Origin of the sequence: Pseudomonas sp. KD5, from assembly GCF_012932895.1 — a bacterium.
Classification (GTDB): domain Bacteria; phylum Pseudomonadota; class Gammaproteobacteria; order Pseudomonadales; family Pseudomonadaceae; genus Aquipseudomonas.
On record NZ_JDWJ01000003.1, the window covers coordinates 136510 to 152863 of the forward strand.

16 protein-coding genes are annotated in these 16354 nt (G+C 60.4%); 6 read left to right on the plus strand and 10 right to left on the minus strand.

The annotated features are described in order from the left end of the window. Positions 1-16 precede the first annotated feature (16 nt). From AF70_RS07620 to AF70_RS07635, 4 genes are all read left to right on the plus strand, one after another. A complete protein-coding gene (locus AF70_RS07620) occupies positions 17-292 on the plus strand; it encodes a DUF493 domain-containing protein (RefSeq protein ID WP_003215438.1) in 276 nt (91 codons plus the stop codon). Beyond that, entirely contained in the window at positions 292-939 is a 648-nt protein-coding gene (gene lipB / locus AF70_RS07625) for a lipoyl(octanoyl) transferase LipB (RefSeq protein ID WP_019581344.1), read from the plus strand. Before AF70_RS07620 ends, lipB begins: the two co-directional genes overlap by 1 nt. A gap of 1 nt (position 940) precedes the next feature. Next, positions 941-1963, plus strand: a complete 1023-nt coding sequence (lipA, locus tag AF70_RS07630) for a lipoyl synthase (protein WP_007937422.1) — start codon at positions 941-943, stop codon at positions 1961-1963. A 174-nt stretch (positions 1964-2137) separates the two neighbouring features. Continuing rightward, the gene (locus AF70_RS07635; RefSeq protein WP_019581343.1) at positions 2138-3085 is read left to right on the plus strand and encodes an LD-carboxypeptidase; all 948 of its coding nucleotides are present in this window, start codon (positions 2138-2140) and stop codon (positions 3083-3085) included. A gap of 94 nt (positions 3086-3179) precedes the next feature. Here the strand turns inward: AF70_RS07635 and AF70_RS07640 are convergent, their stop codons facing one another. The 5 genes from AF70_RS07640 to leuS all read right to left on the minus strand — a co-directional run bounded on the left by AF70_RS07640 (position 3180) and on the right by leuS (position 9353). Beyond that, positions 3180-4502: a lytic murein transglycosylase gene (locus tag AF70_RS07640; RefSeq protein WP_019581342.1), complete on the minus strand. Its 1323-nt coding sequence runs from the start codon at positions 4500-4502 to the stop codon at positions 3180-3182. 62 nt (positions 4503-4564) lie between these two features. Further along, a complete protein-coding gene (gene arfA, locus AF70_RS07645) occupies positions 4565-4729 on the minus strand; it encodes an alternative ribosome rescue factor ArfA (protein WP_003176285.1) in 165 nt (54 codons plus the stop codon). 244 nt (positions 4730-4973) lie between these two features. After that, a complete protein-coding gene (gene holA, locus AF70_RS07650; RefSeq protein WP_007937416.1) occupies positions 4974-6011 on the minus strand; it encodes a DNA polymerase III subunit delta in 1038 nt (345 codons plus the stop codon). Between the two features lie 39 nt (positions 6012-6050). After that, positions 6051-6656 (minus strand): LPS assembly lipoprotein LptE, encoded by a 606-nt coding sequence (lptE, locus tag AF70_RS07655; RefSeq protein WP_019581341.1) that lies wholly within the window; start codon positions 6654-6656, stop codon positions 6051-6053. 90 nt (positions 6657-6746) lie between these two features. Then, a complete protein-coding gene (gene leuS, locus AF70_RS07660) occupies positions 6747-9353 on the minus strand; it encodes a leucine--tRNA ligase (protein WP_019581340.1) in 2607 nt (868 codons plus the stop codon). Between the two features lie 280 nt (positions 9354-9633). Between leuS and AF70_RS07665 the strand changes: the two genes are divergently transcribed. Continuing rightward, positions 9634-9954: a hypothetical protein gene (locus tag AF70_RS07665; RefSeq protein WP_019581339.1), complete on the plus strand. Its 321-nt coding sequence runs from the start codon at positions 9634-9636 to the stop codon at positions 9952-9954. A 106-nt stretch (positions 9955-10060) separates the two neighbouring features. Then, a complete protein-coding gene (locus tag AF70_RS07670) occupies positions 10061-10840 on the plus strand; it encodes a YdcF family protein (protein ID WP_019581338.1) in 780 nt (259 codons plus the stop codon). A gap of 38 nt (positions 10841-10878) precedes the next feature. Here AF70_RS07670 and lnt read toward each other — a convergent pair whose 3' ends face one another. The 5 genes from lnt to miaB all read right to left on the minus strand — a co-directional run bounded on the left by lnt (position 10879) and on the right by miaB (position 16311). After that, positions 10879-12402, minus strand: coding sequence for an apolipoprotein N-acyltransferase (lnt, locus tag AF70_RS07675; RefSeq protein ID WP_019581337.1), 1524 nt, complete (start codon positions 12400-12402; stop codon positions 10879-10881). A 14-nt stretch (positions 12403-12416) separates the two neighbouring features. Continuing rightward, on the minus strand, positions 12417-13256 hold the full coding sequence (locus AF70_RS07680) for an HlyC/CorC family transporter (RefSeq protein ID WP_007909641.1): 840 nt from the start codon (positions 13254-13256) through the stop codon (positions 12417-12419). 5 nt (positions 13257-13261) lie between these two features. Continuing rightward, positions 13262-13756 carry an rRNA maturation RNase YbeY gene (ybeY, locus tag AF70_RS07685; RefSeq protein WP_018925765.1) on the minus strand — a complete coding sequence of 165 codons (495 nt, stop codon included), beginning with the start codon at positions 13754-13756 and terminating at the stop codon, positions 13262-13264. Next, entirely contained in the window at positions 13749-14753 is a 1005-nt protein-coding gene (locus tag AF70_RS07690) for a PhoH family protein (protein ID WP_019020889.1), read from the minus strand. Before AF70_RS07690 ends, ybeY begins: the two co-directional genes overlap by 8 nt. A gap of 229 nt (positions 14754-14982) precedes the next feature. After that, entirely contained in the window at positions 14983-16311 is a 1329-nt protein-coding gene (miaB, locus tag AF70_RS07695; protein WP_019581336.1) for a tRNA (N6-isopentenyl adenosine(37)-C2)-methylthiotransferase MiaB, read from the minus strand. Between the last annotated feature and the right edge of the window lie 43 nt (positions 16312-16354).

Below are 16354 nucleotides of genomic sequence, written 5' to 3' on the forward strand. Positions count from 1 at the left end.
ACGAGGCCGTTACGCCATGACCGATACCGAAGTAAAGGCGCCTAAGATCGAATTCCCCAACGTTGATTACCCGGTTAAGGTGATCAGCGATACGGGTGTGGGCAACAAAGACAAGATCATCGAGATCGTCAAGAAACACGCGACGATCAACCATGACCGCGTTGATGAGCGCCAAAGCACCAACGGCAAGTACACCACGATTCAGTTGCACATCGTCGCCACCGACCAGGACCAGCTGTACAACATCAACAGCGAGCTGCGGGCTACCGGCTTCGTGCACATGGTGCTGTGATGCCTGGCACGCTGGGCTTTCGCGAACTCGGCCAGATGGCTTACGAGCCGGTCTGGCATGCCATGCAACGCTTCACCAACGAACGCGGCAGCGATGCCGCCGACGAGATCTGGCTGGTCGAGCACTCTCCGGTGTTCACCCAGGGCCAGGCCGGCAAGGCTGAGCACCTGTTGCTGCCAGGCGATATTCCGGTGGTGCAGGTCGATCGCGGTGGTCAGGTGACCTACCACGGTCCGGGCCAATTGGTGGCCTACCTGTTGCTGGATGTGCGCAAGCTGGGGTTCGGCGTGCGTGACCTGGTCAGCCGCATGGAGCAGTGCCTGATCGAGTTGCTGGCCAGTTACGGCGTGACCGCATCCGCCAAGCCGGATGCACCGGGTGTCTATGTCGATGGCGCGAAAATCGCGTCCTTGGGTCTGCGGATCCGCCACGGTTGTTCCTTTCATGGCCTGGCCCTGAACGTGGATATGAACCTGGAACCGTTTCGACGGATTAATCCCTGCGGCTATGCCGGGCTGGCGATGACCCAGCTGCGCGATCACGCAGGACCGATTGAATTTGCCGAGGTAAGTGCCCGGCTGCGCGCGCAGCTCGTCAAACACCTCGACTATGCTGAGCAGACGACCCTAACGGGCGGAATCGATTGATATGACTACTGATGCAGTGCAAACCATGATCCCGACGCTCGATGTCACCGAGCGTCCGGCCCCGCGTGCCAAGGTTGAAGCCGGCGTCAAGCTGCGCGGCGCCGAGAAGGTTGCACGCATCCCGGTGAAGATCATCCCGACCACCGAACTGCCGAAGAAACCTGACTGGATTCGCGTGCGCATCCCGGTTTCCCCGGAAGTCGACCGCATCAAGGCCCTGCTGCGCAAACACAAGCTGCACAGCGTTTGCGAAGAAGCATCCTGCCCGAACCTGGGCGAGTGCTTCTCCGGCGGCACCGCGACCTTCATGATCATGGGCGACATCTGCACCCGTCGTTGCCCGTTCTGCGACGTTGGCCATGGTCGTCCGAAGCCACTGGACGTGAACGAACCGGAAAGCCTGGCTATCGCCATCGCCGACCTGAAACTGAAATACGTGGTCATCACCTCGGTAGACCGTGACGACCTGCGTGACGGTGGTGCCCAGCACTTTGCCGACTGCATCCGCGAAATCCGCAAACTGTCGCCGAACGTACAGCTCGAAACCCTGGTCCCGGACTACCGTGGCCGTATGGACATCGCGCTGGAAATCACCGCTGCCGAGCCGCCGGATGTGTTCAACCACAACCTGGAAACCGTGCCGCGCCTGTACAAGGCTGCGCGTCCGGGGTCGGATTACCAGTGGTCGCTGACCCTGCTGCAACGCTTCAAGCAGATGATGCCGCACATTCCGACCAAGTCCGGCCTGATGCTGGGTCTGGGCGAAACCGACGAAGAAGTCATCGAAGTCATGAAACGCATGCGCGAACACGACATCGACATGTTGACCCTGGGCCAGTACCTGCAACCGTCCCGCAGCCACTTGCCGGTCCAGCGCTTCGTGCACCCGGACACCTTCGCCTGGTTTGCCGAGGAAGGTTACAAGATGGGCTTCAAGAACGTCGCTTCCGGCCCGCTGGTACGCTCCTCGTACCACGCCGACGAGCAGGCGAAGCTGGTCAAGGCCGAATTGATGTCGTCCTGATTCCGCGCTGAAAAAAGAACACGCCCGCAAGGTTAGTCCTTGCGGGCGTTTTCATTGGCGGTGCCCACATCCTCTTCAGGCTTTTCCTGCAAGCCGTGGTGCGACTGACCCTCTTTTGTTTATTCCCGTTCCTGACTACTGTGTGCTGAAGCATTCACACAGGGAGAATCATGGATGACTGCTCGACCGACCCACACCCTTTGTCCTCACGTCCCTGTTCCGGCCTTGCCGCCTGCAGGGCTGATCGGCGTCATTGCGCCTGCCGGCCCCGCTGCCCTGGACACCGATAAAGCGATTGCCTGGATGCGCGCTCGCGGCTATTCGCTGCGAGTGTTCCCCGGCGTTTACGAGAAAGACGGCTACCTGGCCGGCAGCGACGATGTGCGGCTCAATGACTTGCACGCGGCATTTACCGACCGCGAGGTCGACGCCATCATCTGTTTGCGTGGCGGTTACGGTACGCCGCGTTTGCTCGATCGTATCGATTTCGAGTTACTGCGCAACAATGCCAAACCGTTCATCGGCTATAGCGATATCACTGCACTGCATCTGGCAATCAGCCGTTATGCAGGTTTCGTGACGTTTCACGGCCCGATGCTCAATGCTGACCTGCTGGGTGACAAGCAGAAACCCACCGAGTCCTCGTTTTTCAACATGTTGCGCGGGCAGGTGACGGCGGACAGCGTGCTGGTGCACCCGGCGGCCTACCCGTTGACGACCGTCTCGCCAGGCATTGCTTACGGGCGTTTGCTGGGGGGCAATCTGTCGATGATCGCCGCGACCATGGGCACGCCTTACGAGATCGACGCCGAGGGCGCCATCCTGTTCATCGAAGACATCAACGAGCCGCTTTATCGCATTGATCGGCTGCTGACCCACTTGCGTCTGGCCGGCACGCTGCACAAGTTGCGCGGGGTTCTGGTGGGGGATGTGGCGGGCGTGGACACAATCGCGCTGGAGGGCTTGCTCAAGCAGACCTTCGCGTCGTTGCGCATACCCGTGCTGGCGGGGTGGCGCAGCGGGCATTGCGACCCGAACCTGACGTTGCCGATGGGGGCACTGGTCAGGCTGGATGCGGGGAGCAAGACGTTGGTGTTGGAGCAGGATGTGGTGATCAAGTAACAACACATCGCAAAAAAAGATCGCAGCCTTCGGCAGTTCCTACAGGTGTACACAAAACCCTGTAGGCGCTGTCGAAGGCTGCGATCTTTTGCTTTTAGCGGTTACGCAAACCTTCGAGCAACTTGTGCGTAGGGTACCCATCCGCCGGCCAGCCAAACGACTGCTGCGCGCTGCGGATTGCTTTACGGGTATTGGCGCCGATGATGCCGTCGGGGGTGCCGGCGTCATAGTTCCGGGCGCTCAGCAGGGTTTGCAGCTCGATTCGCTCGGTACGGCTCAGCGGCAAGTCATCTTTTGGCCATAGACCGTTGATCAGGCCACCGCCATTGAAACGCTCAGACAACAGGCTCACGCCCAAGGCGTAGGACGAAGAGTTGTTGTACTTGAGGATTGCGCGGAAGTTATCGAAGATCAGGAATGCCGGGCCGCGATAGCCTGCCGGCAGGAGCAGGGCGGCCGATAGGTGTTCGGAACCGGCCGGAACCTGGACACCATTGGGCAGGGTGACCCCCAGTTGCTGCCACTCGGCGACGCTTTTGCGGATCGCGCCATCGGCCAGGACGTAATTGAAGCTGCTCGGCAGTTGTACTTCGAAGCCCCACGGCTGGCCTTTCTGCCAGCCAGAGCTTTGCAGGTAGTGCGCGGTCGAAGCCAGTGCATCAGCGGCGCTGTTCCAGATGTCACGGCGGCCATCGCCGTCGAAGTCCACGGCGTGGGTGTTGTAGGTGGTCGGGATGAACTGGGTCTGGCCCATGGCGCCCGCCCAGGAGCCGAGCATTTTCTCGGGTTCAATATCGCCCTGTTGCAGGATTTGCAGGGCAGCGATCAGCTGCGCGTGAGCAAAGCCTGGGCGTCGACCTTCATAGGCCAGGGTTGCCAGGGAGTTGATCACAGACTTGTTGCCCTGGAACTGACCGAAGTTACTCTCCATGCCCCACACCGCCACCAATGCCTGACGGTCGACGCCATAGCGCTGTTCGATGCTTTGCAGGATATCGGCGTACTGGCTGACCAGTGCCTGACCTTTGCGCACCCGCAGCGGCGACAGCGCGCCATCGAGGTATTCCCACACCGGACGAGTAAATTCCGGCTGGCTGCGGTCGGCACGGATCACGCTGGCGTCCAAACTGACATTGGCAAAGGCACGGTCGAACAGGTCGGCGCGAATGCCGGCGGCGAGGGCGTCTTTGCGAAAACCCGCCTGCCATTCAGCAAAGGTCTGGGTGGGCTGGATGTCGAGATTCTCACCGGTCGGAACCACCGGTGGAATGACCGCAGGGGCCGTGGCAACGGCTTGGGTCTGAAGCGGCTGGGCGTCGGCGGCGGTGGGTTTTTCCGCGCAGGCGACAAGCAGAACGAGGCTGGAGGCAGCTATCAATTGGCGAAGGTGCCAACGACGGGAAAGACAAAGGGGCATGCACAGGTCCAGAGGATACGAATCAGGTGCAGACCTTAACATGTTGAGCGATGGCTTGCCTTTCAGGCTGCCAGAAAGTAAGAAGCCTCCCAGCTATTAGACTGGAAGGCTTCGCGGCGGTAGCTGCCTTTGCCCTTGCCGGCTCGTTCCTGACGGCTGCGGAACAGTGGCTGGGCGATGATGGATTTGGCCTTATTGGGGCCATGCTTGGATGGCTTTTTGCTCATGATGATCTCTCGCAAGTGAGTGGATTTTGCGGGGCAAATCATCGGCCGAAGTTGGGGTTCTGTCTAGTCCCGCATTGCGTAGGACCTTTCGCCGATCGCCCTGTAGCAGCTGGCGAAGCCTGCGTTCGGCTGCGCAGCAGTCGTAAACCCTGAGTCCGGAATCATCCTGACACACTGCGTCGTCTGACTTGGCGACTGCTTCGCAGCCGAACGCAGGCTTCGCCAGCTGCTACAGAGAGCGTGCTTACTCGGCAGGCAACGACAATCTCTGCCCAGCCATCAACAACGTCAACCGGCTCAAACTCATCCAGGGTGAACCCGCCGCCTGGCCTTTGATTTGCGCGTCGATGCGCTGTGCTTCAAGCAGCAATTGCGCCCAGCGTTGCGCCGAGTAGCGTTGCAGTGCCTTGCTCATCAGCGGTTTGCGCTTGTCCCAGACCGGCGGTCGGGCCTGACTGAAGGCTTTGTCCAGCGGCACGCCCTGGCTGTATTGCAGCGACAGGTTGGCCAGCAGGCGCAGTTCACGGGCCAGCGCCCAGAGAATCACTGGTGGTTCGACGCCTTCGCCGCGCAGCCCTTCGAGCATGCGCAGGGCATGAGCGGCTTCGCCGTTGAGGATAGCGTCGGTCAAGCCGAAGACGTCGAAGCGCGCACTGTCGGCCACCGCCGCTTGCACGGTTTCGACAGTGATCTGACCACCTTCGGCCATCAGCTTGAGCTTTTCGATTTCCTGGGCGGCAGCCAGCAAGTTGCCTTCGACCCGAGCGGCGATCAGTTCGACGGCGTCCTGGCTGGCGGAAAGCCCGGCCTGGGACAGTCGTTGACGAATCCAGCTCGGCAACTGGTTGGTGTCCACGGGCCAGATTTGCACGAACTGGGTCTGCGGACCTTCGACCAGCGCCTTGCCCCACTTGGTTTTCTGCGCACTGCCATCAAGCTTGGGCAGGCTGATCAGCAGCAGCGTGTCTTCTGCCGGGCGCGAGCAGTACTCGATGAGCGCGGCGGCGCCTTTGTCACCAGGTTTGCCGGAGGGCAGGCGCAGTTCCAAAAGACGTTTTTCGGCGAACAGCGACATGCTTGCACCAGCCTGCAGCAGCGTACCCCAGTCGAAACTGGCGTCGGCGGCGAAGACCTGGCGTTCATCGAAACCTTGTTGGCGGGCAGCGGCGCGAATGGCGTCGGCGGCTTCCTGGCACAGCAGTGGGTCATCGCCACTGATGATGTAGACCGGCGCAAGAGCGCCTTGCAGGTGTTTGCCGAGTTGGGCGGGGGCGAGTTTCATAAGAGGAGGCGAACGGGGCGTCTGAGCGCCCCGTAAGTCTTACTGCTGCGGCAGTTCGACAGGCGACTGACGCGGAGTCTCCGCTTCAGCCTTCTGCGCCGCTTCCAGCGCGGCGGCTTCAGCCTTGGCCCGGGCGTCGGCGGTCTGTTGCAGCTGTTCCAACTGAGTCGGGGTGAGCTGTTGCAGACGCAGCATCATGCGTTGAACCAGTTCACGACGAATGTCCTTGCGGGCATCGTTGGCTTCCTGGTCGGAACCCACCAGGTTGTTGCCGTCATGGATGAACACCTTCTGCACTTCAAGTTTGTCGCTCAGCAGTGGCAGGTCACCCTGACCACGGATGTCGTAATTGAGCACGGTGTTCACCTGGTACTCGCCAGTACGGCCGGCACCGGCATAGCTGAGGATGCGCTGGCTTTCCTGCTCATCGGTCAGCACCAGTTTGTAAGGTGCGCCGGTGTAGACCCGGACGCCGCTGCTTTCCAGTATCTGACGCAATTGTGTCACGGTTTCGCCGTAGGCATTGCGGGCGCTCAGGTCGAGTTCCTTGATCGCCAGTTCGGTGGTGCCGGTGCCACGCAGGTGGAAACCGCAGGCGCTCAGCAGGACTGCAAGGCCCATCACCAGCAAATTGCGTTTGATCATCTTGTTGCTCCCCTTGAAACCATGTGGGCCGGTCAAACGGCCCGAAAGGTTTTACTCGGCGCCAGGCTCACCTGGCGCCCGATCCAATTTTTAGCTGGCGACGATATTGACCAGTTTCCCGGGCACTACGATCACTTTACGAATAGTCAGGCCATCGACGAAGCGCAGGACGTTTTCGTTGGCCCGTGCGGCGGCTTCAACTTCTTCGCGGCTGGCGCTGGCTGGCATTTCGATGTGGCCGCGCAGCTTGCCATTCACTTGAATGACCAGTTGCAGGCTGTCTTGTACCAGGGCGCTTTCGTCCAGCACCGGCCAACCGGCGTCGATCACCGGGTCGGCGTGGCCCAGGCGATGCCACAGCTCGTGGCTGATGTGCGGGGTGATCGGGGCGAGCAGCAGAGTCACGGTTTCCAGACCTTCGTGAATCAGCGCGCGATCCTGTTCGGTGCCTTGCGGGGCTTTTTCCAGCACGTTCATCAGCGTCATCACCTGGGCGATGGCGGTGTTGAATTTGTGGTTCTGGCCGACGTCGTGGCTGGCCTGCTTGATGGCCTGGTGGATCGAACGGCGAATGGCTTTCTGCTCGTCGTTCAGGCTGGCGACATCCAGTTTGCCCGGCAGGCCCTGAGTGACGTGTGCTTGAGCCAGGCGCCAGACACGCTTGAGGAAGCGGTGCGAACCTTCAACTCCGGAGTCGGACCATTCCGCGCTCATGTCAGGTGGCGAGGCGAACATCATGAACAGGCGGCAGGTGTCTGCGCCGAACTGGTCAATCATCGACTGTGGGTCGACGCCGTTGTTCTTCGACTTGGCCATCTTCTCGGTGCCGCCGATTTCCACCGGCAGGCCATCTGCGATCAGCTTGGCGCTAATGACCTTGGCCTTGCTGTCGCGTTCGAGTTCGACGTCCGCCGGGTTGAACCAGGTGTAGGCACCGTTGGCTTCGCGACGGTAGTAAGTCTCGGCGATCACCATGCCCTGGGTCAGCAGGTTCTTGAACGGCTCGTTGGAGCTCACCAGGCCTTCATCGCGCATCAGCTTGTGGAAGAAGCGCGCGTAGAGCAGGTGAAGAATCGCGTGTTCGATACCGCCGATGTACTGATCCACCGGCAACCAATGGTCGGCCGCCGATTTTTCTACCAGGCCACCTTCAAAGTGCGGCGAGGCGTAACGGGCGTAGTACCACGAGGACTCGACGAAGGTGTCCATGGTGTCGGTTTCACGCTTGGCCGGTGCGCCGCATTTCGGGCAAGCGCACTCGTAGAACTCGGGCATGCGCGCCAATGGCGAACCAGCGCCATCCGGTACCACGTCTTCCGGCAGCACGACAGGCAGTTGATCTTCCGGGACCGGCACATCACCGCAAGTATCGCAGTGGATGATCGGGATCGGGCAGCCCCAGTAGCGTTGACGGCTGATGCCCCAGTCGCGCAGACGGAACTGGGTGCGCGAGGCGCCGAGGTTTTTCTTGATCAGTGCGACTTCGATGGCGTCGAAAGCGCCTGCGAAGTCGAGGCCGTCGAACTCGCCGGAGTTGATCAGCGTGCCGTACTCGCCGTAAGCGTCCTGCCACGGGGCAGGATTGGTGTCACCTGCACTTGTGCGCACCACCGATTTGATCGGCAGGTTGTACTTGTGAGCGAACTCGAAATCACGCTCGTCGTGCGCCGGAACTGCCATGACCGCGCCATCGCCGTAGTGCATCAGCACGTAGTTGGCGACCCATACCGGGAGTTTCTCACCGGTCAGCGGGTGCTCGACGAACAGCGAGGTCGGCAGGCCTTTTTTCTCTTGAGTGGCGACGTCGGCTTCAGCAACGCTGCCGCCCTTGCATTCAGCGATGAACGCTTGCAGTTCAGGGTTGTTCTGCGCCGCCAGGGCAGCCAGAGGGTGTTCGGCGGCCACGGCAACGTAGGTTGCGCCCATCAGGGTATCCGGACGGGTGGTGAAGACTTTCAACGCGCCGGCTTCACCGATGGAAGCGACGTCGTATGGGAACTGCACTTCCATGCCGCGGGATTTGCCGATCCAGTTGCGCTGCATGGTCTTGACCTGTTCAGGCCAGCCAGTCAGTTCGTCGAGGCTCTCCAGCAGCTCATCCGCGTAAGCGGTGATCTTGAAGTAGTACATCGGGATTTCGCGCTTTTCAATCAGCGCGCCGGAACGCCAGCCGCGACCGTCGATCACTTGCTCGTTGGCCAGAACGGTCTGGTCGACCGGGTCCCAGTTCACGGTGCCGCTTTTTTTGTAGATCACGCCTTTTTCGAACAGGCGAGTGAACAGCCATTGTTCCCAGCGGTAGTAATCGGGCTTGCAGGTGGTCACTTCGCGCGACCAGTCCACCGCCAGGCCCAGGCTACGCAGCTGGCTTTTCATGTAGGCGATGTTTTCGTAGGTCCACTTGGCGGGCGCTACGTTGTTCTTCATCGCGGCGTTTTCCGCCGGCATGCCGAAGGCGTCCCAACCCATGGGTTGCAGGACGTTCTTGCCTTGCATGCGCTGGTAGCGGGAGATCACGTCGCCGATGGTGTAGTTGCGCACGTGCCCCATGTGTAGCTTGCCGCTGGGGTAAGGGAACATCGACAGGCAGTAGAAAGTCTCCTTGCCTGGCTGTTCACTGACTTCAAAGGACTTTTGCTCGTCCCAGAACGACTGGGCGGCGGCTTCGATTTCACGGGGCTGATATTGTTCGTGCATGGCTACTTTTGAACTGAATAGGGGTGGCCTAATCCTCTTCAATGCAACGCTGGACGGTGATGACGCCAAATCGGCGTTTCGCTGCCCAGCCGAGCTGGAAGTGGAGTTACAGGAAGCGCCGTAGCATACATGACGGCACTCTACCGAGGGAAACCCTGATTACACGCAAGGGCGCGGCCAATTCCCGCCCCAAGGGCCGTTGGTCGCGGCGCTCAGCCGGTTTTTTCAGCGAAGCTAAGCTCTAAAAGGGGAGTGAGTCTTATCTTCAATGAGGTGATGGATGGTTGATTCACAGCAAAAAGCTACAAAACCGGAGTTGTACGAAAGACTGATCGACCGTCTCGCAATGGCCCTGGACGCGGCCAAAACCGCTGGACGGCTTCGCGACGAGCGTCCCCTGGAGCTGGAACTGCGTGGTTTGACCCCCGCAGAGTTTGAACTGGTCAAGGCCTATCTGGACCGCAGTGAACGTGAAACGCACGGATGCTTGTCAGCAGCAGTGAAGCAACTCGAGGCACCACGTACGGCCAAGATTGTCTGGCTCAAGGATAAGACACCCGGCGGAGGCGCGGTAAAGGTCCGGTCTCTGCAGTTCAAGTAAGGACACTTGAAACCATCGCATATGGTTTTTTGAAATAAAGTCCTTCCGCATTTGTTGTCGCATTGCGTTAACCCACTTAGGCTTCGGGCATCTATGGAGATGCCCGATGCCTTTTCGTTATTTCATTAAACAACTTCTATTGCCGCCCGGCGTTCTTTTGCTGTTACTGGTACTCGCCTGGTGGTGGCGCCGCTCAAGGCCGAGGCTGGCGGGAGCGTGCTTCGTTATGGGGGTGGGCGGCTTCTGGTTGATGAGCCTGCCAGTCATGGTGGAGTGGACTGCCAGGGTTCTGGAGCGCGAGCCGCCGCTCGTACGCGAGGAATGGGCCACCCTGGGCCAGCGCGCCGATGCGATCGTGGTGCTGGGTTCCGGGCGTGAGCGTGGCGACCTGGCCTGGGGCGTCGACCAGCCCACCGGCGTAGGACTTGGGCGCGAGCGTTATGCCGCGCGTCTAGCCAAGGCTTCCGGCTTGCCGATTCTGGCCAGCGGCGGCCTGCATTACGGGACACCGCCGACTGAAGCGCAGCTGATGGCGGATTCGTTGCTCGATGATTTTGGCGTGACGGTACGCTGGCAGGAAGGGCGCAGCCGCACAACGTGGGAAAACGCGCAGTTCAGCGCCCAGGTATTGTTGCCGCAGGGGATCAAACGGGTGGTGGTCGTGACTCAGGCGTGGCATATGCCGCGGGCGGTCTGGAGCTTTGAACAGGCCGGATTTGAGGTGGTGCCGGCGCCGGTGGGGTTTTTAGGCGTGGACAATGCGCGGCCACTGGGTGGCTGGATGCCAGAATTCAAATCGATCTGGCAATCGGGGCAGTTGATGAATGAGCTCGTGGGGCAGGTCGGGTATTGGATGTTCTATCGAGGCGAGCCCGTTGAGGAGTGATCATTCCCACTCCAGTGCATGGGAATGATCCTGCCGGGTTAAACGGTCTTCGCCATCCGGTTGGCCATCAACGCCCAGCCAAACAACAGCACGCAAATGATGATCAACGGCCACGAACGCCATTGCAGATACGGCGTCAGGTTATGCATTGGCACCACTTCGCCGTACAGAATACCGCGTTCGAACTGCGGGATCCGGGCAGTGATCTGGCCGAACGGATTGATCAGGCCGGTCACGCCGTTGTTGGTGGCGCGGATCATCCAGCGGCCGGCCTCGAGGGCGCGCATCTGCGCCATCTGCAAGTGTTGCAATGGGCCGATCGAGGTGCCGAACCAGGTGTCGTTGCTGATGGTCAGCAGCAAATCGCTGCGGGCGGCGAGGCCGGCGGCGAATTCCGGGTAGACCACTTCGTAGCAGATGTACGGCGCAATCTGATAGCCCTTGGCCTGTAGCAGCGGTTGATCGGCCGGTCCACGGGCAAAGTCGGACATCGGCAGGTCGAAGAACGCGATCAGGCCGCGCAAGACTTCCTGCAACGGAACGTATTCACCGAATGGCACCAGTTTCTGCTTCAGGTAAGTGCCATCACCTTCACCGACAACGGTGATGCCGTTGAAGTAGCGCTTCTCGTGATGGACTTCCTGGCGAATCGGCACGCCGGTAATCAGCGCGGATTTACGATCTGCAGCGAAGCTGCCCATCATGTCCAGATAGCCCTCGGCGGACTCCTTGAGCACCGGGACCGCCGTTTCCGGCCAGATCAGCAGGTCGACGGGTTTGGAGCTGAAACTCATGTCGCGGTACAGCGCCAACTGCGCGTTGATCTGCGACGGGTCCCATTTCATGCTTTGTTCGATGTTGCCCTGAATCGCCGCGACGCTCAGCGGCGCACCCGAAGGGCTGGTCCAGGCGTGTTCCTTGAGCGCGATGCCGATCACCCACGGGCCGGCCAGCAGCAACACGCCAGCGGCAATAAAGCCCTTGCGAGCGGTGCGAATCAGGCGCGGTGCGTTGTAGATCAGCGCGGCGGTCAGGGCCAGCGCGAAGGAAATCAGCCACATCCCGCCGACCGGCGCGAGCCCGGCCAATGGGCCGTCGAGCTGGCTGTAACCGGAATATAGCCACGGGAAACCGGTGAGGAACCAGCCGCGAAAGGCTTCCTGGCCCACCCACAGCGCCGCAAACGCCAGGGCATCGGCCAGCGGCGCTTCGTTACGGCGCAGCCAGCGCGCCCAAATCCAGGCAGGCAGGGCGAAGAACCAGGCAATCGCTGCGGTGAAGAGCAGCATCAAGAACCCGGCCAGCAGTACAGATGCGCCGCCGAAGTTGTGAATGCTGTAGTAGATCCAGCTGGTTCCGCCGGCAAACAGGCCGAAACCGAAACACCAGCCACGGCCCAAGGCCTGGCGGGGGCTCAGTTCGCGCAAACCGGCGTAAAAGAAACCGACCGCCAGCAATGCCAGCGGCCAGATATCGAATGGCGCCAAGGCCAGGGTGGTGAGTGCACCGGCCGCCACGGCCAGCAGGTTACCGGGCCAGCCGGGGCGGGTCATCCAGCGCATTTCAATCCTTAGAGTTACCGAGCTATAGGTGTCAGACGCAGCAAATGAATCCGACGGCTGTCGGCGTTCAGGATGCGGAAACGATAGGCGCCGATTTCGGTGATTTCGTTGCGTTTTGGCAAGTGCCCGAACGCGCTCATTACCAGACCGCCGACGGTGTCGAATTCGTCGTCGGAGAATTCGCTGTCGAAGAACTCATTGAAGTTTTCGATCGGCGTCAGGGCCTTGATCAGGAAGTCACCGCTGGGCAGCGGCTTGATGTAGCTGTCTTCTTCGACGTCGTGCTCGTCTTCGATGTCGCCGACGATCTGTTCGAGCACGTCTTCGATGGTCACCAGACCGGCCACGCCGCCGTATTCGTCAATGACGATGGCCATGTGGTTATGGTTGGCGCGGAACTCGCGCAGCAGCACATTCAGGCGCTTGGACTCGGGCACGAAGGTGGCCGGGCGCAACAGGTCCTTGATGTTGAAGCTGTCGCCGTTCTCCTTGAGGATCAACGGCAGCAAGTCCTTGGCCAGCAACACGCCCATCACGTCATCATGGCTTTCGCCGATCACCGGGTAGCGGGAGTGGGCCGAGTCGACCACGGCAGGCAGGAACTCGCGAGGTGTCTGGGTCGCCTTGATGCTGATCATCTGCGAGCGCGGGACCATGATGTCCCGTACTTGCAGGTCTGCAACCTGGATGGCGCCTTCGACGATGGCCAGCGCTTCGCTGTCCAGCAACTTGTTTTGGTGTGCATCGCGCAGCAGCTCCAGCAGCTCCTGGCGGTTCTTCGGCTCGTGGGCAAAAGCCTGGGTGAGCTTACCCAGCCAAGACTTCTGCCCGTTGCTCGATCGATCTTCGCTCATAGCGATTACTCTGAATCCTTTGTTGTAACGATAGGGGATGTGTCTGTTTCGTCGTCCGCATAAGGGTCCGGATGACCCAGTTCTGCAAGCAACGTTCGTTCCAGTGCTTCCATTTCTTCGGCTTCGTCGTCATCTATATGGTCGTAACCAAGCAGATGCAAGCAGCCGTGAATGACCAGATGCGCCCAATGGGCGTTGAGTGCCTTGCCTTGTTCGGCGGCTTCGCGCTCGACCACGGCCACGCAAATCACCAGATCGCCCAGTAACGGGATATCCAGCAACTCGTCCGGCACGTCGGCAGGAAATGACAGCACGTTGGTGGCGTAATCCTTCTGCCGCCAGGTGTGATTCAGTTCGCGGCCTTCTTCTTCGTCGACCAGACGAATGGTCAGCTCGGAGTCGGCGGTGCGCTGGCGCAGGGCCAGTTCGCACCATTTCCGGAACTCGGCTTCACTCGGGGCAGGTGCGTCGCTGGCCAGTTGCAGATCAAGCTCAAGCATCGTGTGGGGTGTCCTTTGGCGCGGCATCGGCAGCGCGATTTTCGAAGCGCTCGTACGCCTCGACGATGCGTTGCACCAGCGGATGGCGCACCACGTCCTTGGGCTGGAAGTGGGTGAAGCTGATGCCCGGAACGTCCTTGAGCACTTCGATCACATGATGCAGCCCGGACTTGGTGCCGCGTGGCAGGTCGACCTGGGTGATGTCACCGGTGATGACTGCCGTGGAGCCAAAGCCGATCCGGGTCAGGAACATCTTCATCTGTTCGACGGTGGTGTTCTGGCTTTCGTCGAGGATGATGAAGCTGTTGTTCAGCGTGCGGCCGCGCATGTAGGCCAGTGGCGCGACTTCAATGACCTGACGCTCGATTAGCTTGGCGACATATTCGAAGCCGAGCATTTCATAGAGCGCGTCGTAGAGCGGGCGCAGGTACGGGTCGATTTTTTGCGACAGATCGCCGGGCAGGAAGCCGAGTTTTTCACCCGCTTCAACCGCCGGACGCACCAACAGAATGCGACGAATCTGCTCGCGTTCCAGTGCATCTACCGCGCAGGCAACAGCCAGATAGGTCTTGCCGGTACCGGCCGGGCCGATGCCGAAGTTGATGTCGTTACCGAGGATTTCCTTCACGTAGCGCAGTTGATTCAAGCCGCGAGGACGAATCATGCCTTTTTTGGTGCGCAAGGCGACGGACGGTTCGGCGGGGGAGTGGTTGTCCAGTTCCTCGACGGCCGATTCCTGCAGGAACAGGTGAACCATGTCCGGCGACAGCTCGGTACCCTTGGTTTCCCGGTACAAGCGACGCAGGAGGTTTTCCGCGGAGGTGGTGTGCTTGGGCTCGCCGATCAGTTCGAACTGGTTTCCGCGGTTGCGGATCTCGATGGTCAGGCGCTGTTCGATCAAGCGCAGATGCTCGTCGAATTGCCCGCACAGATTGGCGAAGCGGCGAGCTTCAAAAGGCTCGAGGATGAAGCGATGTGGTTCTATGGGTGCGTTCAAGGTCGTATTTAGCCGCCCTGGGGCAATATTGATGAAATAAAGGATAACGCCAGTCGCCTGGGTGCGAAAGCTCTTAAATAAGATGCCGGAATCTGACACTTGAACTGTGGCGAGGGGGCTTGCCCCCGTCCGGCTGCGAAGCAGTCGCAAAGTATTGGGGACCGCTTCGCGATCCAACGGGGGCAAGCCCCCTCGCCACAAAAGCCCGGCTCCCGCAGGAGGCGAGGTGTTATTGGATCAACGAACCCCGTAGCGAGTGCGGTTGCGCGGCGTCGATGTGCACGTCGGCGAACTGGCCGATCAGGGTCGGATTGTCGCAGCGGAAGTTGACGATACGGTTATTCTCGGTGCGCCCCTGCAGTTCGCCAGGGTCTTTTTTCGAATAATCGGTGACCAGAATCCGCTGAACGGAGCCCACCATTTGTCGGCTGATCTCGAACCCCTGCTGGTTCAGGCGATGTTGCAGGGCATTCAGGCGTTCTTTTTTCAGTTCCTCCGGCGTTTCGTCGGCGAGGTCGGCGGCCGGGGTGCCCGGGCGTTGGCTGTAGACGAACGAGTAGGAGAAGTCGAAACCGACGTCTTCGATCAGCTTCATGGTCTGTTCGAAGTCTTTTTCGGTCTCGCCCGGGAAGCCGACGATGAAGTCCGAACTGATGCAGATCCCCGGCACGGCGGCCCGCAGTTTGCGCAGTTTGGACTTGTACTCCAGCGCGGTGTGATTGCGCTTCATCGCCGCGAGGATTCGGTCAGAGCCCGATTGCACCGGCAAGTGCAGGTGTTTTACCAGTTCCGGCACGTCGGCGTGGGCCTGGATCAGGCTGTCGGAGAACTCCAGCGGGTGCGAAGTGGTGTAGCGAATCCGGTCGATGCCATCGACGGCGGCGACCACCCGGATCAATTCCGCCAGGTCGGCCAGACGACCATCGTGAGTGGTCCCGCGATAGCCGTTGACGTTTTGCCCCAGCAGGGTCACTTCGCGCACGCCGTTTTCGGCCAGGTGGATGATCTCGGCGATCACGTCGTCGAACGGCCGGCTGACTTCTTCACCGCGGGTATAAGGCACCACGCAGAAGGTGCAGTACTTGCTGCAGCCTTCCATGACCGACACGTAAGCGCTCGGTCCATCGATGCGCGGTTCGGGCAAGTGGTCGAATTTTTCGATTTCCGGGAACGAGACGTCGACTTGCGGCAGTTTGGTAGCGCGTGCGGCGTCGATCATTTCCGGCAGGCGGTGCAGGGTCTGCGGGCCGAACACCACGTCGACATACGGAGCGCGATCACGGATGGCCGCGCCTTCCTGGCTGGCCACGCAACCGCCGACAGCGATGACCATTTCCGGATTGGCCAGTTTCAGTTCGCGCCAGCGGCCGAGCTGGGAATACACCCGGTCCTGGGCGCGTTCACGGATCGAGCAGGTATTGAGCAGGATCACGTCGGCGTCTTCAGCGCGGGCAGTGACTTCCAGGGCCTGATGTTCACCCAACAGATCGACCATGCGCGAGCTGTCGTACTCGTTCATCTGGCAACCGTGGGTTTCGATGTAAAGCTTCTTGGCCATGGAAAGATTCATCACGTGATTCAAAGAACCGCGCATTATAGGG